Source organism: Poseidonibacter lekithochrous, assembly GCF_018861145.1.
In the GTDB taxonomy this organism is placed as follows: Bacteria; Campylobacterota; Campylobacteria; order Campylobacterales; family Arcobacteraceae; genus Poseidonibacter; species Poseidonibacter lekithochrous_A.
Genome location: NZ_JAHKQT010000010.1, coordinates 1 through 19,099 on the forward strand (window position 1 = coordinate 1; position 19,099 = coordinate 19,099).

At 24.7% G+C, this 19,099-nt stretch carries 15 protein-coding genes; 12 read left to right on the plus strand and 3 right to left on the minus strand.

Annotation, left to right across the window (positions count from 1 at the left end; translation table 11 throughout):
• On the plus strand, positions 1 to 431 hold a 431-nt coding region (locus KO488_RS04595), incomplete at its 5' end, for a recombinase family protein (RefSeq protein WP_216057617.1).
• A gap of 331 nt (positions 432 to 762) precedes the next feature.
• On the opposite strand, the gene KO488_RS04600 is transcribed toward KO488_RS04595, so the two are convergent.
• The gene (locus tag KO488_RS04600) at positions 763 to 1,707 is read right to left on the minus strand and encodes a hypothetical protein (protein WP_216057618.1); all 945 of its coding nucleotides are present in this window, start codon (positions 1,705 to 1,707) and stop codon (positions 763 to 765) included.
• Between the two features lie 256 nt (positions 1,708 to 1,963).
• Between KO488_RS04600 and KO488_RS04605 the strand changes: the two genes are divergently transcribed.
• The 11 genes from KO488_RS04605 to KO488_RS04655 all read left to right on the plus strand — a co-directional run bounded on the left by KO488_RS04605 (position 1,964) and on the right by KO488_RS04655 (position 17,510).
• Positions 1,964 to 3,811: a restriction endonuclease subunit S gene (locus KO488_RS04605; protein ID WP_216057619.1), complete on the plus strand. Its 1,848-nt coding sequence runs from the start codon at positions 1,964 to 1,966 to the stop codon at positions 3,809 to 3,811.
• A 9-nt stretch (positions 3,812 to 3,820) separates the two neighbouring features.
• Positions 3,821 to 5,284, plus strand: coding sequence for an AAA family ATPase (locus KO488_RS04610; protein WP_216057620.1), 1,464 nt, complete (start codon positions 3,821 to 3,823; stop codon positions 5,282 to 5,284).
• Positions 5,281 to 6,219, plus strand: a complete 939-nt coding sequence (locus tag KO488_RS04615) for a hypothetical protein (protein WP_216057621.1) — start codon at positions 5,281 to 5,283, stop codon at positions 6,217 to 6,219. Before KO488_RS04610 ends, KO488_RS04615 begins: the two co-directional genes overlap by 4 nt.
• A gap of 2 nt (positions 6,220 to 6,221) precedes the next feature.
• Positions 6,222 to 7,184: a WYL domain-containing protein gene (locus KO488_RS04620; protein WP_216057622.1), complete on the plus strand. Its 963-nt coding sequence runs from the start codon at positions 6,222 to 6,224 to the stop codon at positions 7,182 to 7,184.
• A gap of 53 nt (positions 7,185 to 7,237) precedes the next feature.
• Positions 7,238 to 8,692, plus strand: a complete 1,455-nt coding sequence (locus KO488_RS04625; RefSeq protein WP_216057623.1) for an HsdM family class I SAM-dependent methyltransferase — start codon at positions 7,238 to 7,240, stop codon at positions 8,690 to 8,692.
• Positions 8,689 to 9,882: a restriction endonuclease subunit S gene (locus KO488_RS04630; RefSeq protein WP_216057624.1), complete on the plus strand. Its 1,194-nt coding sequence runs from the start codon at positions 8,689 to 8,691 to the stop codon at positions 9,880 to 9,882. The genes KO488_RS04625 and KO488_RS04630 overlap by 4 nt, the downstream gene beginning before the upstream one ends.
• A gap of 9 nt (positions 9,883 to 9,891) precedes the next feature.
• Complete coding sequence (locus KO488_RS04635) at positions 9,892 to 13,194, plus strand: DEAD/DEAH box helicase family protein (protein ID WP_216057625.1); 3,303 nt, start codon at positions 9,892 to 9,894, stop codon at positions 13,192 to 13,194.
• Between the two features lie 3 nt (positions 13,195 to 13,197).
• Complete coding sequence (locus KO488_RS04640; RefSeq protein ID WP_216057626.1) at positions 13,198 to 14,211, plus strand: hypothetical protein; 1,014 nt, start codon at positions 13,198 to 13,200, stop codon at positions 14,209 to 14,211.
• 23 nt (positions 14,212 to 14,234) lie between these two features.
• A complete protein-coding gene (locus KO488_RS04645; RefSeq protein ID WP_216057627.1) occupies positions 14,235 to 15,587 on the plus strand; it encodes a hypothetical protein in 1,353 nt (450 codons plus the stop codon).
• 62 nt (positions 15,588 to 15,649) lie between these two features.
• Positions 15,650 to 15,799, plus strand: coding sequence for an alpha-amylase (locus KO488_RS04650; protein ID WP_216057628.1), 150 nt, complete (start codon positions 15,650 to 15,652; stop codon positions 15,797 to 15,799).
• A 793-nt stretch (positions 15,800 to 16,592) separates the two neighbouring features.
• A complete protein-coding gene (locus KO488_RS04655) occupies positions 16,593 to 17,510 on the plus strand; it encodes a hypothetical protein (RefSeq protein WP_228319014.1) in 918 nt (305 codons plus the stop codon).
• Positions 17,511 to 17,889: 379 nt separating this feature from the next.
• On the opposite strand, the gene KO488_RS04660 is transcribed toward KO488_RS04655, so the two are convergent.
• Both KO488_RS04660 and KO488_RS04665 read right to left on the minus strand, forming a co-directional pair.
• Entirely contained in the window at positions 17,890 to 18,297 is a 408-nt protein-coding gene (locus tag KO488_RS04660) for a hypothetical protein (protein WP_216057629.1), read from the minus strand.
• Positions 18,298 to 18,683: 386 nt separating this feature from the next.
• A complete protein-coding gene (locus KO488_RS04665; protein ID WP_216057630.1) occupies positions 18,684 to 18,890 on the minus strand; it encodes a hypothetical protein in 207 nt (68 codons plus the stop codon).
• Positions 18,891 to 19,099: the final 209 nt, after the last annotated feature.

Below are 19,099 nucleotides of genomic sequence, written 5' to 3' on the forward strand. Positions count from 1 at the left end.
CTTTAGTTGTTTATAAACTTGATAGGCTTGGAAGAAACTTAAAACATCTTATTCAAACAGTTGAAGACCTTACAAAAAGAAAAATTGGATTTAAAGTTTTAAGTGGACAAGGTGTTAATATAGATACAACTTCACCTGCTGGAAAAATGATATTTTCTATTTTTGGAGCATTAGCAGAATTTGAAAGAGAATTAATTCGTGAAAGAACAATGGCAGGACTTCAAGCAGCACGTGCAAGAGGAAGAAAAGGTGGAAGAAAATTTAATCTTACAAAATCTCAAGTAAGACTTGCTGAAGCATCAATGAAAAATAGAGATACAAGTGTTGCAGAACTTTGTAAAGAATTAAAGATTACAAGAGCTACTTTATATAAATATGTATCTCCAGATGGTGAAATTAGAGATTATGGGAAGAGAGTGTTGGAAGGTTGATATCTTAGGAATAATCAATTTGGCTATTTTAATTAATGTTAATAAAAATTCTTGTTTACTTGTTGAAGTTCTTATAAATATCCTATAATAATTTTTTCAAAACTTATTAACGTGATAGTTCAATTTCATTTAATCTAATTAAAGTTTTTGAATTAGTTCCTTTAATGTTTTCTAGATCTTTTATTATTCCAATAAAAAGTAAAATTAATACAGTTATCTTAATCTTACAATTATAGTTTGTTTAGATTAATATTTAATTATATTTATAAAAATAAATTTTCATTATTTTCTTTTTGATAGTCATAAATTGGACATACTCTATACAAATGACTTAATTATTAGTTGGAATTTTAAGTTTACATTGTTCTTCTATAAAATCTTTAGATGAACAAATGATAGTTTTAGAACCTGCATATTTATAAGCTGCAATAGCTTTCTTAGAAAATGCATTATCATTGGAAATTAAATAGCAAGATCTTGCGGCTATTGTTGCATGTAGCATATCATTAGTCGAAGCTAAAAATCTATCACGATTTTTTTTATTTTTATCAAAATCATCAGGATAATATCCAGCCCAATTCATAAGAGTATATGCAATAGAAATTTTTCCTTCTAAAGTATTATTTAAACTTTCTATCCAAGTCTTTGATGATTCGTTTTCTCTATTAAGTATATCTTCAATTGCTAAAACTACTTTAGAACTATCTAAATCATTAATTTTCAAATTTTTTATTGAAAGATACTCTCTAAAAGGTTTAGTTCCTAATGGCAAATCATTAAATTTTATAAACTCACTACCTTTAGGTTCAATTTTATTTAATACTTTTGGTAGATTATTTTTTAAAATCTCTTTCATATTTCCGATTTCTTTTGTATATTTTTTATAAGGTTCTTTTAGTTCTTCTTGATTAACTTCAAAATTATCTAACAAATCATATATTTTATCTGGAAGTGCATTTAAAAATTTGTCTAAATTCATTCCTATCTCATGGAAACTATTATTAATAGGTAACCCTGATATTTTTCTATTAAGCAAATCAAAAGTCCTTAAAGCTTCTTTTTCTCCTAATGTATCATCATTAGAATTTAACTCTTCAAGATAATTTCCCCATATTTGACTTGGCTTAGTATTGAGTAATCTGTTGTTGTGTATATCAATATATTTTGCATCAAGTTCATCTAACAAATTTATATGTTCTATTTTATAAGAATCTTTTTGAATTTGGTTTATTTCTTTTAATGTGATATTAGAATATATTGTTTCAATATTAGACATTAACAGAACTTTTTTAAGTGTAATAAAATATATATTTTCTGTTTGTTTAAGTTTTCTATCTCTAAGTTCACTAAGTACATTTTGATCTAAATATATTAATACTGCTATTGTTAATCCTTATAGTATATTATTAATCAGTATAATATCATAAATAAATTTCATTCTAATTACAATACTAAGTAAGTTTATAGTAAAATAGACACTATTTGTCATAAAAGATAAGTATAATTACTTCAAATTATTTAAAAGGTTAACGATGAATATTAATGATATGATTATGAGAATTCCTTTAGAAAAGAATATTTCATATCAGATTACTTTTAGTTTACTTATATTGAAAAGATTAGCAGATAATGAAAATCACTATGATATTAATTTCAAATTATTATGGATTAATCTTGTAAAGTTGAATACTAAAGAAGAAAGAAAAAAATATTTTATAAATGTTTATTTACCTACATTACAAAGTACTCAAATATCACAAAATATTGATTTATTATTTAGAAATTTTCATATTCCATTTTTATCTATTGATGATAAAACCTTAAGTATGTTTATTGATACAGTGGAGACTTCTTCTGAAGAAAATATCATTAAATTTATATTAAATATAAAGGAAGAATACCAACTTGGATTTGTAAAAACACTAGATGAAGAAATACAAGAAAATATCGCAAAATTATTAAATATAAAAAACAATGATAAAGTACTAGATTTAAATTTAGAATCAAGTAATTTCTTATCTTTATTAAAACCTTACTCTTCTGATAATATTGGATTTATTCAAAATCAACAAACTTTATTGCTAAGATTTTTAGAATTATTGTTAAATAATGATAAAAATACTAATTTAGTATTAAGTAATCCTCTACATAGTTATAGTGATAAGTTAGATTGTAGTTTTGATGCTATTTTTACAATACCTGTGTTCGCTCAAAGATTACAAAAAAAAGAGTATGATTTAGACTTTCCTATAGAATCATCAATTTCTCATAATCTATATATTCAAAAAGCATTGAATTCTTTAAAAAAAGATGGTAAATGTGCATTTATTATTCCCGATGGTTTTCTAACTCAATTAAATAAAGAAACTATTAATTTGAGAAAACTTATTTTAGATAAACTTATATGTATTATTAATCTAGGGACTATATTTAAACCAATGATGGGTGTTAAAGTAAGTTTATTTATATTAAAAAATGATAATTATAATGATGATATATTAATGTTGAATTACAAAAATGATAGAGAATTTCCAATTAAAAAGTTTACTTCATTTACTGAAAAGTTTATGAATTGTAATTATGACTTGAAGAAAATAAATTTAAATGACATTGAAGATCAACTTTTAGTTAATAAAGAGGAAATTAGTAATAATCAATTTATTATTGATTTTAATAGATATCAACCTTTAGAAGATTTTATTACAGAAACTGAGAATCCATTTACATTAACAAATACTATACAAGAGAATACTGAAAAAATAATGAATAGAGTTGCAGAAATTAAGAACAATCTTAATTATCTACATAAGATTAAATCAGATATTAAACCGTATCAAATAGAGGACTTTGCTCAATTAATACAAGGTAAACCTTTACCAAAATGTAATATTCAAAATGGTGAAATCTCATATGTTAACATATCAGATATAACTAAATGTAAAGATGATTATATTTATACTTCAGAAACACAAATTAGTGAACAATTTGCTTATGAAAACGGTTTAATAATAGTAGAACCAAATAGTATTTTATTATCTGTAAGAGGAACAATAGGAAAAGTAATTATTACAAAAAAGAAAGTTGTTATATCTCCAACGCTAATTGCAATAAAAATTGATACAAGTAAGGTTAGTACATATTTTATATATCAATGGTTTTTAAGTAATAGGGAATACTTAGAATCTAATGCAACAGGATCAACGATTCCTTCTTTGAACATGTCTTTTTTTAAGAATCTTAAAATTGAATTACCATCAAAAGAAATACAAAAAAAAATTGAAAGTTATCAAGATGATTTAAATATTGTAAAAAATAGTTTAAGTATCTTAGAAGAAGCAAATCAAGATTTATCAAAATCTATATTTAAACAATTTTATTAGGAGCTTAAAATGTTGTCATTTTCATTAGAAAATTTCAAATCTTTTGGATCAAAGCAAAAAATACCACTAAAACCAATTACCTTAATTTATGGTGCAAATAGCTCAGGTAAATCTAGTGTAATTCATGGATATCTATTTATTAGAGAAGTACTAAAAACAAATAAATTTGATCTAAACTATTTTACTATAGGAGGGGAACTCCTAGATTTAGGTGGACATAAACAGTATTTACATAAAAAAGAATATCGTACAAGAAGTTTATTTATAGAAGTCGAACTTGCTAATTATAAATTTATATTAGAAATAATTGCTGATGGTATAGATAAAAAAGAGTTAAAAAATTATGCATATTTAGCTTCTCTTACTGTATTTAATTATAAAGAAGATTGTGAATTCAAATTTACAAGAAATAAATTTACTAAAGAATTTTTATTTGAGCATTATAATAATATTCCTACAAATGATAAATTTACTTTAGATTTAGAAAAACCAATAGAAAATCAAATTCCACAAAAAAGTTCTCTTCCTGAATATATAATAATATGTAATACTTTAAATGAGATATTAAAAGAAGTAAACAAAGATTATAAAGAAATATTATATTTAGGACCTATCAGATCTTATCCTACCAGAGATATATCTCTTTCAAATGAATCAATTGAAGGATTGGACTATAATGCATGGAGTATAGTAAAAAAAGATTCTGAAGTTAGAAATAAAATAAATAAATGGTTAGGTGGTAAAGATTCTAAATTAAAAACTGGTTATGAATTATCAGTAAAGAAGTTTGTAGAATCACAAGATTACTTTCAAAATATATTTGAGATATTTTCTTTAGAGAAATTTGATGATTTAAAATTTAGTTTCATAGAAGATGATGGATTAACCAAAGAAGACTTTGATACAGAGGATAGATTTAAATTATATATCTTAGAAAAATGGAATGATTATTCAGATGAAATAAATAGTTATATTGTTAATAATTCTTCAGAAAAAGTATTAGAAGAACTAGTGATAAAAGATTTAAGAACAGATACTACTGTAAGTCATAGAGATATAGGTGTAGGTATTAGTCAAGTTTTACCTGTACTTGTAAGTGCATATGCTTCTACAAATGCTGTTATTGCAATTGAACAGCCAGAGTTACATTTGCACCCAGCTTTACAATCTGAAATTGCTGATGTTTTTATAGAAACTTCATTAAAAGAAAATAATACTTATCTTATAGAAACGCATAGTGAGCATTTATTACTTAGAATCATGAGAAGAATACGAGAAACAACTAATAACGAATTAGCTCAAGGACTAACACCTATTTCAAAAGATGATGTACAGATAATTTTTGTTATGCCAGGACAAAATGTATCAGGTTCAGTAATAAAAAAAATAGATTTAGATGAAGAAGGTGAGTTAATTGACGAATGGCCTGGAGGTTTCTTTGAAGAAGGATATAATGAAAGGTTTGGAATATGACATCAAATCTTGTTTTAACACCTAATATTTTTCAAGAAGGAAATAATAAACAAAATATAATTAGTATTTTAAAAGATATAATTTCAAATCCAATTTTTATTACAGAGTATCAGAATACTAATTGGAGTAAAACTATTCAGTCTAAATATGTAAGTTCTTTTGAACCAAAATATAAAGATAAATTTCAAGTTTTAATAAGAAAATTAAAAGATGAAAAAAAATTAATAAAACAGACGAATTATGATATCCTAATTAATTCTTCTGAAGATTGGATAAATGTATCAAAAAAAGCACTTAGTATTAATTTAATTGATTTTATAATTACAGATGATGAATTAAATGATAAATATAAAATAGATTTAAATGAAGACTGTGAGTCAATTAATAATATAATTATAGATGATACAAAGTGGGATACAATTAAAAATAAAAGAAGTTCTACATTAATTAAAACAGAATCTAGTATGGAACCATTTCTTTCTCATTTCATGCCTTATTCTTCAAAACTCATTATTATAGATCCTTATTTTCAATACCAAACTAAAAACGAGAATTTTTTAAAACTATGTTCTAGATTAATGGGAAATAGAACTAACTTTTCTAATAGTAGTTGTAAAATAGAAATTCATACAAGATTTGATTCTAATCATAATTACAACTTTCAGACATTTTTGACAGGCTTAAAATCTCAATTTAATCATACATTTACAATTTATATTTGGGATGATAGTACTATACAATCACATAAGTTTCATGATAGATTTTTAATTACAGAAAGTATTGGTTTTTCTGTATCTCATAGTTTTGATATTACATACGTTTCAAATCAAGAAACAACATGGAGTTTTTTAGATAAAGAAACAAAATCAAAACATATATATAACTTCCAAGAACAAGACCCTTTGTTTGTATTGAAAAGTAAGATAGAGGTTTAACCTTGAATGACATCCACGATACATCATTAGAAACTTTAAAATTATTAAAATACTTAATTCAGAATAATACTATTTGTACAAATGAATTAAATACAATTTTAAATAATGATAAATCAGAGCGTTCTAATTTAAGACACTTTAAAACTATTCAATATTTTTTCAAAAAAGAGTTTGATATTGAAATATTTGAAAAAATTTCAAGAGGCTGTTATAAAATAATCAATAAAGATATACTTAAACAATCATTAGACTTTAGTGATAAAAAAGAGCTATTAAGTTATATAAGGATTCTAAAAGAAATTTTGCCAAATTATTATGTGAAACTTGATAACGAGCTAAAAAAAAATATAGAGAGCAATTCCAAAAGCTCTAAAGAACTTTACCATTTTCATAACAATCCTTTAGAAGATTTTTCTAATAATATTCTTTTAAAAGAAATTGAAGAAAGTATCTTAAAAAAAAGAAAAGTTAATTTTAAATATAAAGATTTTAATATAAAAGATGCAAAACCTTTACAAATTATTTTTATGGAAGGAAACTTGTATTTAGCTTCACTTACAAGTGATACTTTAAATGATGGCTTCAAATTTTTAAGACTCAGTTATATAAAAGATTATAAAGTACAAGTAAACGAGTTTAATGAAACATCAAATATTTTAAATGCTTATAAATTTTTAAAAGAGTTTCAAACACCATTTTCTTGGTTTAATAGTGAATACAAAGAAGTAAAAGTTTTAGTAGACTTCTATGCTAAAGAGTATTTCGAAATCAAAAAACATTTACCTTCTCAGGAAAATAAGATATTGGAAGGAGGGGATCTGCAATTAACTTTTTATGTTACAAATTATTTGGAGATAGTATTATTAGTTAGAAAGTGGTTTCCACATTTAAAAATAATAACTCCACTTGAATGGAAAAATAAGTTTAAAAATGAGATAATAAATTATTTAAAAGATGACAAATAGTGTCCATGAATATAATTATAATTACAGCATAAATACAAAAGGAACAAAACTAAATGATAACAAACGAACTAAAAAGTCAAGTAGATAAGATATGGGAAACATTCTGGACAGGTGGTATATCAAACCCTCTTACTGTTGTAGAACAATTTACCTTTCTAATTTTTATAAAAAGTTTAGATACAGCACAAATAAAAATAGATAGAAAAAAAAGACTTGATAGTAAAGTAAAAGATATATTCTCAAAAGAGAATGAACACTTAAGATGGCAAAATGTGTCATTATTAGCAGCAGAAGATATGTTTTCTATATTTCAAACACAAATGTTTCCTTTTATAAAATCATTATCACATGAACAATCAGCATTTTCAAACTATATGAAAGATGCATCGTTTTTAATTCCTACAGCCAAGCTACTTCAAAAAGTAGTTGATATGGTAAGTAAGCTAAATTTAGAAGATAAAGATATCAAAGGTGATTTATATGAATACCTTTTAAGTAAACTTGCAACTGCTGGAACAAATGGACAGTTTAGAACACCAAGACATATAATTAAAATGATGGCTGAACTAATGTTGTCAAATGCTAATATAACAAAAGAATTCAAAATATATGACCCTGCTTGTGGAACTGCGGGATTTTTAATCAATTCTATTGAATATATAAAAGAACATAAACCTGAACTACTTGATACTTTAAGTTCAAAGGAGTTTGAAGGATTATTCCATGGAAATGATTTTGATATATCAATGGCAAGAATTGCATCTATGAATATGATGTTACATTCTATTGAATCAACTCATATATCAAATACAGATGCTTTAGGAAAATTTGATTTAGAGGAAGAAGGTAAATATGATTTAATCCTTGCAAATCCACCTTTTAAAGGTTCTTTAGATTATGAAGAAGTTGCAAAATCTATTTTAGATGTAGCAAAGACTAAAAAGACTGAACTTTTATTTGTATCTTTAATATTAAAGGCATTAAAAGTTGGAGGAAGAACTGCAATTATTATTCCTGATGGTGTTCTATTTGGTTCAACTAAAGCACATAAAGAAATAAGAAAAGAGATTGTTTCAAACCAACAACTTGATGCAATAATCTCAATGCCAAGTGGTGTATTTAAACCATACGCAGGAGTAAGTACTGCTATTGTAATTTTCACTAAAACAAATGGACACAAAAATGAAAAAGTTTGGTTCTATGATATGCAAAATGATGGATATACATTAAATGATAATAGAACTCCTTGTGATGGTTCTGATATTCCTGATATTTTAGAGAGATTTAAAAATCTTGATAAAGAAGAGAAAAGAGCAAGAACAGATAAAAGCTTTTTTGTACCAATAGAAGAGATAGAAAACAATGAGTTTGACCTAAGTATCAATAGATATAAAGAAACAGTTTATGAAACTATTGAATATGATAAACCACAAAATATATTAGAAGATATAAAAAATATTAATGAGAAGATAACAAAAGGTTTAGATGAATTGGGTGAGATGCTATGAGTCAAATTGTAAGTATTCCTGATGTCCTATTCTTTCAAGAAGGCCCTGGTGTAAGAAAGTCACAATTTACGAATAAAGGCGTAAAACTTTTAAATGTAGGGAATATAAATAATAATAAAATTAATTTAAGTACTACAGAAAAATATATTTCAGAAGAAGAAGCTTATGGAAAATATAGTCATTTTTTAGTTGATGATGGGGATTTACTTATCTCATGTTCTGGTATAGTTGTTAATAATTTTCATAATAAAATTTCCTTTATTACTGAGAATGATTTACCATTATGTTTAAATACTAGTACAATGAGATTCAAGTCACTAGATGAAAATAAACTATATATAAATTTCTTTTATTATTTTTTGATGACAACTAGTTTTAAAAAACAAATAGGTCAGTTGATAACAGGTTCAGCACAGTTGAATTTTGGTCCAAGCCATATTCAAAAAATTAAAATGCCTTTACCTACACTACAAAATCAAAAACAAGTTGCCAAAACATTAGACAAAGCAAATGAACTTATAGAATTACGAAAAGAATCAATAACAAAACTTGATGAACTTTCAAAATCTATTTTTATTGATATGTTTGGTGACCCTATTAGTAATCCATTGAAATGGAAAATTGTAAAACTAGAAGACTTAACAACTAAAATAACTGATGGAACCCATAAAACACCAATTTATAAAGATAGTGGAATTATTTTTATTTCTGCAAAAAATATTAAAAAAGAAAGGATTACCTTTTCTGATGTGAAATATATTTCAGAAGAGGAACATATACAGTTATCAAAAAGATGTAATCCTGAATATCAAGATATACTTTTGACAAAAAGTGGTTCAACAGGTATGAGTTCAATTATTCCAAAAGTAGATTTTGAGTTCAGCCTATTTGAAAGTTTATGTTTAATAAAATATGATAGAACAAAAATGAATCCATTTTTTTTGAATAATTTACTTAATTCTGAAGCCACAAAATTCCAGTATTCTAAATTTATTAAAGGCGTAGCAATAAAACATTTACACCTAAAAGATATAAGAACATTAAATATAATATATCCTCCAATGAAAGAACAACAAAAATTCGCAAAAATAATAGAAAAAATAGAAGAACAAAAAATATTATACACTCAAGAACTAGAAAAACTACAAGAAAACTTTGATGCACTTTTACAAAGAAGCTTCCAAGAATAGGAGATAAACATGAGTAATTTTTCATTTTTAAAAGATGAATTCCAGATATTGGCAAATGATTCTATAAAAGCAGAATCAAATGTAATAGATGATCCAGAGGTTTCAGCATTTTATGCTAGAAAAGCTTTGGAGAAGTCTATTAAATTTGTATATAAGATAGATGAAGATCTAGATGAAAATTTACTTTATGACTTAAGCACATTCGAACTTATAACGAACTCTACTTTTACAGAAATTCTACCACTTGAACTAATAGATGAATTACATATTATTAGAAAAATAGGAAATAATGCTGCTCATTCAAAACATAATATTACTATAAATGAAAAAGAGAGTTTATATGCAAATAAATGCCTATATAAATTCCAAAGATGGATAGTAGAAGTTTATAGTAACTATGAAGTAAATGGTGAATATGATATTTTAAATATTGGAAAAACTAAAAAAGAAAATATTGAAGATATTTTAAAAATAAAAGATCATGAACAGAAAAAAGTTGAAGAAGAAAATGAAAGACTTCAAAAAGAACTAGAAGAACTAAGAAGAATAAAAGAATCTTTACCAACATTCACAAATGAAGAAAAGAAAACTAAAAGAACGAAAGTAACAAGCCTTGAAGGACTTAATGAAGCTCAAACAAGAGAGCTTCTTATTGATTTAGAACTTAGAGAGGCTAAATATAAAACTGAAGATTTTGAAAAGAAAAAAGATATAGAGTATAAGCTTACACTAGATAGTGGAAAGACTGGCTTTGCTGATTATGTTATATGGGATGAAGATGATACTCCTCTTGCAGTTATAGAAGCAAAGAAATACTCAAAAGGTGTAAGTGCAGGAAGATACCAAGCTCAACTTTATGCCCAAGCTTTAGAAAAACAATTTAATAAAGATGTATTAATATTTGTAACAAATGGAAAAGTAATAGAATATACAAATGGTATTTATCCATTTAGAGAAATACATAGTTTCTTTCCTATACATGAATTAAAAAGAATACTTCAACAAAAACAAGCCATCCAAGATAATAAACCTTCAACTTATGAAATAAGTGATGCAATTACAGATAGAACTTACCAAAAAAGAGTTATAAGAAGTGTTTTAAAAGATTATGAAGCTAATAAAACAAGAGCTTTACTAGTTATGGCAACAGGAAGTGGAAAGACAAGAGTAAGTGCTAGTTTAAGTGATGTTCTAATTCGTTCTGATTGGGTTAGAAAGGTTTTATTCTTAGCAGATAGAGTTGAACTTGTTAAACAAGCTAAAAACAACTTTAATGACTACTTGAGTGAAACATGCACAAATCTAGGTGATGATAAAGATTTAGATGCAAGAATGCATTTTGGAACATATGAAACAGTCCATAACCTAATACAAAATGGTGAATATAATAGTGCTTATTTTGATTTGATTATAGTTGATGAAGCTCATAGAACTATTTATAAGAAATATAAGGCAATATTTGAATATTTTAATGCTTTTATATTAGGACTTACAGCAACACCAACAGATGAAGTTCATAGAAATACATATGAATTCTTTGAAACAGGGGATAAAGAACCAACAGATGCGTATTCACTTGACCAAGCAATAGAAGATGGTAACCTTGTGCCTTTTAAAGCAAAAGAGATAGATTTAGGCATAGTAAAAAGAGGTATAAAATACGAAGATCTAAGTGAAGAAGAAAAAGAAGAGTATGAAGACAAATTTGAAGAAGATGAAGAAGAAATTAGTTCTTCTGAAATAAATAAAAGAATACTCAATAAAGAAACAAATGAAAAAGTACTTAAGTATTTAGATGAGTATGGATTAAAAATAAATGATGGTAATAAAATAGGTAAAACTATTATCTTTGCAAAAAATAAAACACATGCTGAATATATTAAAAAGATATTTGATTTACTATACCCTTCACGAACAAAAGAAGCAGAAATTATTCATAGTGATATCTCACATAAAGATACATTAATGGATAACTTTAAAAATCCTAATAAGAATCCTCAAATTGCTATTAGTGTTGATATGCTTGATACTGGTATTGATGTTCCTGAAATACTTAATCTAGTATTTTTCAAACCTGTTAAATCAAAAACTAAATTTTGGCAAATGATAGGAAGAGGTACAAGGTTATGTCCAAACCTTCTTGGAGAAGAACAAAATAAAAAAGAGTTTTATATCTTTGATTTTGGAATGAACTTTACCTATTTTGGACTAAGCCCTGATGGAGTACCAGCAACAAAAAGTACATCTTTAAAAGAAAGATTATTCTTAAAAAGAGTAGGATTATTAAGAGTTCTTGAAAATGGAACTTTTAAAAATGAATTACTTAAAACTGTAAAAACTCAAATAGATGAATTAGATTTAAGTGATTATAGACTTAAGAAGAATAGATTTATTATAGAAGAATTACAATTAAAAGACTTAAATATTATTACTGATAAAGTATATGCAGATATTAAAACTATAGCAGAGTATATAGAAGATTCTACTAAGTTTGAAACACAAAGATTTCAAATGGAGATCTTAAATTCAGAAGAATTGATTTTAAAAGAAAAAGATAATAAAAAATATAGTGATACTTTAAAAGCTAGATGTACAGTACTGAAATCAAATGAAAATAACGGTAGTTTAGTTGCTATAAAGAAGAAAATTGAAACAATAGATAAAGTCTTAGACAATGGATTTAATCTAAAGAATATAAACGATTTAGAAGAGATTAGAAAAGAGTTAGAAGATATAGCTGACCTATCTGTTGAAAAAGGTTTCATCTCACCAATAGAGACTAACTTTAAAGATAAAATAGAAGAAGTAAAAGAACATAATAGTAGTGATTTCGTTGATAAAGTTTCTATTAAAACTGAACTACAGAAGAAAGTTCAAGAGTATTTAGATAATTTATCAATTATTCAAACTCTTCACAAAACTAATTTAATTACAAGTATGGATATTGAACAAATTAAACAATTCGTTTTTAATTTAGAAAAGAATATTGAAGACAATTTAACCGATGATAGTAAATTTGAAGACTTAGTGAAAGAAATTATAAATCAATCAGATAAAGAAGTTGCAAATAAAATTCTAGAAAACTTTTTATCTAAAGATACTTATACCCAAAAACAAATTGAATTAATAAACAGAATTAAAAATATAGTGTTTGAAAAACAATATATTGATATTGGAAAAGCAGTTACTAGTATTAAAGATATTTTAGGAAACGATAATCATCCTTTATCAAGTCAATTTGAGAACTTATCAGATGATGAACAAGAAGATATTGTTAATGCAATAAAAACTATTTCAGAATTAGAAGGATAATAAATGGCATTTAAACCAGATTATGGAGTAAAACTTTTGGAAGAAGGTGTTTCTAAAGAAGCAGAAATACATTTCTACGAATTTAGATTTTATAGTATTACTATTTTAGAAAATGATCAATTTTCAACCGCAGTTGAAATACCATATGATGATGAAGTTTATGCAGTATCAATTGATTTCTCACGATTACAACTAGATGAATTAATAAAAATAGCATCAAGAGAATCAAAAAAACAAATAAATGATATCCTAGAAAATGACAACTTACCTTATGGAACAATAGATATTCTTGAACCTTTTTCTGCTGATATAACAGTATCTTTAGGGGAGCAACAAAAAAGCCAATTTGAAACATTTGTTCCTCTTATTCTTAAGAGTATAAATCTTCCAGATGATTTTAAAGAAAGTACAAAAGAAACTAAAGTATATGATTATTTATATTCAAAAGAAGAGGTTTCTAATGTATTTAATAATTTAAATCAAGATGTCGATATTGATTGGTTATTCTCTCAGTTAGAAATTATAGATAATAAAGAAAAAGAAAAAACTAATTTTTATGCAGAGTGCTTTGCAATATTAAATCTTATTTGTATATTAGAAATAAAAAGAATATCCATAAATATTTATGAAGAAATCGAATCTGACCTAACTGAAAGCATTGATTTCTGTTTAGAATTAATAAATGAATTAGAAATAGATTTTAAATTATTTATATTATTGGCAGGAGAAGACTTTTTTAAATCTGATTATTATGAATTTGATGGCGAAATAGGTGAATCTCAGGTTTTAGAATATTTAATATCAGAGTACTATAATAAGGTATCTAGAAAATTAAGACTTCATTATAAAGAATGGCAAATAATGCTTGAAGAATTTATAAAAAATGAATACTTTTATGATACATATTTAGATGCAATAAAAAGTAGCTCTACACTAGAAGATTGTTATGATCATGTCGAAATAATGAAATTATATAGTTGGGCTAATTCTGGTTTTTCAAGTAGCGGTGAAGCTTAGAAGATAAAGTATTGAGGAATTAAATGACTATAAAAACTGATAAAATAAAAGATTTTAACAGTATATTCTGGAAAATATGGGGTGTAAATAATAGAGTTTATGAACCTTTAGATGTTTTTAAAATAAAAAGAGATAAACAAAGAGAATCGAAGAAGCATGATAACTTTTTAAATGATGACAAAAAGCTTAGTAATGAAGAATATCAATATCATTTAAATCGAGAAGCATATAATTTTTATGATTTATTTACTATTCATTTATTAAATAATACAAAACAAGTAAATTTTTATGTTCATCAATTGAATAACATAAATGATAATTACAGATTATTTGAGAAATTACAATTTAAGAAAGACCAATTTATTAATTTATTCTCTTTTCAAATTGCATTTATAATTGAAAACATGAATTATAATTATATTGACATATCAATGTTTGATAATGCATTAAAAGATAATTCTTTAATACCTTTTTTTGATAAATATAGAGAAATTAGAGATTATAATAATGAGATAAAAAAAATTAGTCAAAAAGATTTGGCAACTCAGTTATCACATGTAAATCATGATTTAAAAGAAATATTTGAAAAGAGTGAAATATTTATAGAAGATGTTACTGCTGAAAAATTTGAATCAGATTTATCAAAATGGAAAAAGAATAAAGAACTACCAACTTTTACTAAAATGCTTGTAATTATAAATACTATTCATAAAGTGTCTAATGAAGAAAAGATAGGTAAACTTTTTCAACTATTAATTATTAGAGCATTGCTACATATTCAAAAAGAATTCGATATCTCAGAAAGTATAAAATTAGAATTAATAGAAAGTGTCAATAAATTTAGAGAAGATATTAAAAGAAATTATTCTATAAATAAAGAAGCTAAAATTTATGAAGAACAATTAAAATATCTCATTGATATGCCAGATGAATCAAAAGAACTAACCTTTAAAGAATCCTTACTTCATCTCGAATCTAAATTGCATGAGTTTTTAAAACATAATAACAGCGATAAACTAATTAATATAAAGATGATAGATAGAGAACTTATTATCAATAAGTTTAATAAGTGTAAAACAAAAAAAGATTATAGAGTTTTATTATCTGAAATTATTGATATCCCAGAGAATAATGCATTTAGCTTCCTTATTAATAATAGTTATGCTTTTATGAGATTTATTATTTCTGTAAAAGTTGAAGATAAAATACTTTTTAATAGACAATTTAAATATCTTGATAGAGCATTTGGAACATTACTTTCTAAGGGAACAAGTGATAACACTTTAATTGAGTTTATTAATCTTTTAAAAGAGGAAACGGATTTTCTTAAGTGCATTGATATTGTTGGAGACTATTTTAAAAAATGTCAGGTTTAGGGTAATTTTCTAACTAAAAAAACTTGTATACTTTCCTTATCAAAACAAATAAAGGAAAGAAAATGGCAAACAATGACCACAAAAATAATCAAAAGAATGGCAATACAGGAACATCTGGAACAAACAATGAATATCAAAAAATGCTTGATAATAGAAGTAATCAATTGAATATAAATCATCCTGAATATAAAGGAGTTAAAAATGGGAAATAGACCAGTTAATGCACCATCAACTACAGGTAATCCATCTGGTGGAGGAAGAGGTAATAACCCTCCATCAAAATAGAAGCTATAAGCTTCTATTTTGTAAGGGCATCTTGTAATTACTATTAAATATACTGACTAATAAATGTAAAATAAGAATCAAAAATACAAGAATTTTAAGTTTATAAATGACTACTTGTATTGAAAAATGAAAAAAAATATTTAAAAGAAATCACAAGAACTGTTTACTCAACTGTTTATTTTTTGTTTATTTCTATATTTTTCAGTAAAATTTAATCTTTGATAAAAGCCCTATATTAGTACTTTTATTTGTTATTTAGTTAAAATGGAAACCGTAAAAAACAATTACCTCTCTTGATTTTTATCCTTGCACTTGAATAAACAAAACTTCATGTTATAATTTTTCATAACTTTATTTTAATACAAAACTAAATTTATAGTTGGAGCTCAGTCTCACTTACGAGTGTTACCACCCATCTCAATCAAAAGAGCATGAAATATTTTTTATTACTTTGATTAAAGAAATATTTTGATTAGTGAAAATCAAAGAAGTTTGGCAAGCTTTGATATGCAAGTACAATGAAATAAATACAATAAACTTTTACTATTAACAAGTACGTACGAAATGTTAAAAAATTCAAATGCAAGAATTTAAATAAAAGCAGATTGACTTAACTTTTAACCGCCCCAGATAGAGGCTGAAACTATCAAAACTAAAATATATAATATTGACATAATTATAAAGAATATAAATTATTCTAAAAAAATAAAGAGGGAAATTTTGAGAGGAAGTGTTTATTATCAAAGCTCACAACTTGTAAAACAAGTATTTATAGCTGGTCTTAAAAAAGAAGATAAAGTTAACCCTAGTCATCCATATTATCAATTTGTATCTTCATATAAAACTATGGAAAGTTATAGAGCAGTTTGGAACAATTTCTTTAACTATTTACTTGAACACTGGAAAATTAAAAACTTTGAGAAAATAGAAGATTATCATGTTGTAGCATATATGGATTATAAAATAGAATACTATCCTTCTAAGCAGTATTTAGAAAAAATATCAGCATCAATTGGTAAGTTAGAAATTGCATTAAAAAACTTTGCAAAGAATATACATAATGAAAATCGAGAATATGATTTTTCAATCAGACAAACTATACTAGATGAAGCTAGAGATTTAAAATATATTAGCAATAACTATCATAATCGTGCATATAAAAATCCATTAAAATTAATTGAAAATTTAAAGAATCCACAACATAAACTTGCAGCATCGATTCAACTTGAAGGTGGTGCACGAATTGAAGGCATTGCATTAATTAAAAAAAAGCAATTACTAGATATTAAATATGATCCAATTAGTAAAGCTATAAAAGGTTGTCTTTTCACTAAGGAGAAGGGTGGTAAGCAAGGAGAAGTCTTAATATCACTTGATACATATGCAAACTTAGATTTATGTCTACAATTTGATGGTACATTTAAAATAAATCGACAGAAATATTACAATGATATAAAACAAGCATGTTTAATTTCAAATGAAATTACAGAAGGAAGTCATGGCTTACGTTGGAACTTTGCAAAGTCTAGAATGTTTGAATATGCACAAGCAGGATATTCCTATCAAGATTCTCTTCAACAAGTATCTTATGAGATGAAGCATAATAGAGCTAGTATTACTGAGCATTATTTATCTTAGTAGTATAATCTTGTTTTTTTAATTAATAATGGTACTTAACAGCCATCTTATATACATGGTTAGACTTACAAATTATTAGTTCATGATAAGTTTTAGATCTTATTTTTTTAAAAAGTTTCGGAGGGTATATATACTCATATCCTTCTCTTTCTTCTAGAGTAACTAGAATATTAACATTATATAGTAAATATTTAAATAAGTCTTTTTCTAGATTTTTTAATTGGATGTCATTACTACTTCCAATAAAGATGTTCTCACTTTTACACCTAGGTGATGTTATTTTAATCTCTTTTTGATTATTAAACATCATTAATATATTTAATCTAAGTTTTGAAAGATAGATAAGAATATTCTTCTTCTTTATTCATTCTAAATTCTTTTATAGCATGAAAGGAATAGTCCATACTATACAAAATAGTGCTGTAAATCCACTAACCATAGTAAAAATAAGAATTGGCATATAAAGAATTATTTGCACTATAGTAATGGTAATACCAAAAATAAAATTTGATGACTTTATATTTCTAATAATTACAAGTACAAGAAGAATAGCTGCAAGTATAATTAGAATTATTCCATTTAGAATATCACCATTTGATTCTATTGCTTCTTCATACCATTCATATCCATAATAGATAAGTGTAAAACTAATAAAGTAAACAAATAAATATTTTCCATGAAAAAACTCTTTCCCTCTTTTAATATTTGTATACCTATTTGTTTTTATCATCAAAAAAAGTACAAAAATATAAAAAGTAACTACACCTAACACTAGTAAAACTACCATTATACTCTCCTTAAGTATCCATATTGGATAAATATAATAAAATTATAACCTAAATTAGTATGTCATGTCAAGAGGATATTGTCTATATTAGATATATTTATGCTATAATATTACTAATGTAGTTATAAACTGGTGTTTATGACAAAGAGTCAAAAATAAAAGAGTTTTAAAATTAAAAGGTAATATATCATAATGATTTAAATTATTTTTAAAAGATAGAAACTCATATTAAGAAATTTTCAATATTAAGTCAAAGTAAGGAAAGTTGTAATGAGTCTGTTAAAAGTGATTTATCTTTAAGTGCGATAAATCCTTAAAAATAGACATTTTTCTTAGGGATTTAAATTATACATAGTATTTATAAAACTAATTCAACCCAACCTAATCTAATCATTCTCCAAAGCCATTTCTTTTTGAACTTCTTCAGCTATTGTTTGTGCAAAGAAGCTTTGTTTTGAATAATCTTTTATATCATAGATTTCTATTTCATGTTTATATATATCATAATATTTAAGAAGAAATTTTTCTAGTTCTATTCTTTGAGATTCATCAAACTTATAATCTAGTTCTATTATTGTTTTTGGGTTTTGCATTTTATATTCCTTATATAATTAATTTATCAATAAATTCTTGATTTTTTGTTTAGGTTTTAGGTTTAAATATTTTAATGATTTATTTCTTTTAAATAAGTATCTGCTTCAAATTTTCCAATAATATTAATAGCTGCAATAAGTGGAATTATTACAAATGAAATTAACAATGCTACATCATTAAATTCATAGGATGTTTGTATATTAAACAC

What these genes read in the sequence shown, in the direction of transcription:
- KO488_RS04660 (WP_216057629.1), bottom strand. Translation starts at nt 18,297, where the DNA reads ATGGTAGTTTTACTAGTGTTAGGTGTAGTTACTTTTTATATTTTTGTA.
- KO488_RS04600 (WP_216057618.1), bottom strand. Translation starts at nt 1,707, where the DNA reads ATGTCTAATATTGAAACAATATATTCTAATATCACATTAAAAGAAATA.
- KO488_RS04625 (WP_216057623.1), top strand. Translation starts at nt 7,238, where the DNA reads ATGATAACAAACGAACTAAAAAGTCAAGTAGATAAGATATGGGAAACA.
- KO488_RS04635 (WP_216057625.1), top strand. Translation starts at nt 9,892, where the DNA reads ATGAGTAATTTTTCATTTTTAAAAGATGAATTCCAGATATTGGCAAAT.
- KO488_RS04640 (WP_216057626.1), top strand. Translation starts at nt 13,198, where the DNA reads ATGGCATTTAAACCAGATTATGGAGTAAAACTTTTGGAAGAAGGTGTT.
- KO488_RS04650 (WP_216057628.1), top strand. Translation starts at nt 15,650, where the DNA reads ATGGCAAACAATGACCACAAAAATAATCAAAAGAATGGCAATACAGGA.
- KO488_RS04645 (WP_216057627.1), top strand. Translation starts at nt 14,235, where the DNA reads ATGACTATAAAAACTGATAAAATAAAAGATTTTAACAGTATATTCTGG.
- KO488_RS04630 (WP_216057624.1), top strand. Translation starts at nt 8,689, where the DNA reads ATGAGTCAAATTGTAAGTATTCCTGATGTCCTATTCTTTCAAGAAGGC.
- KO488_RS04615 (WP_216057621.1), top strand. Translation starts at nt 5,281, where the DNA reads ATGACATCAAATCTTGTTTTAACACCTAATATTTTTCAAGAAGGAAAT.
- KO488_RS04665 (WP_216057630.1), bottom strand. Translation starts at nt 18,890, where the DNA reads ATGCAAAACCCAAAAACAATAATAGAACTAGATTATAAGTTTGATGAA.
- KO488_RS04605 (WP_216057619.1), top strand. Translation starts at nt 1,964, where the DNA reads ATGAATATTAATGATATGATTATGAGAATTCCTTTAGAAAAGAATATT.
- KO488_RS04610 (WP_216057620.1), top strand. Translation starts at nt 3,821, where the DNA reads ATGTTGTCATTTTCATTAGAAAATTTCAAATCTTTTGGATCAAAGCAA.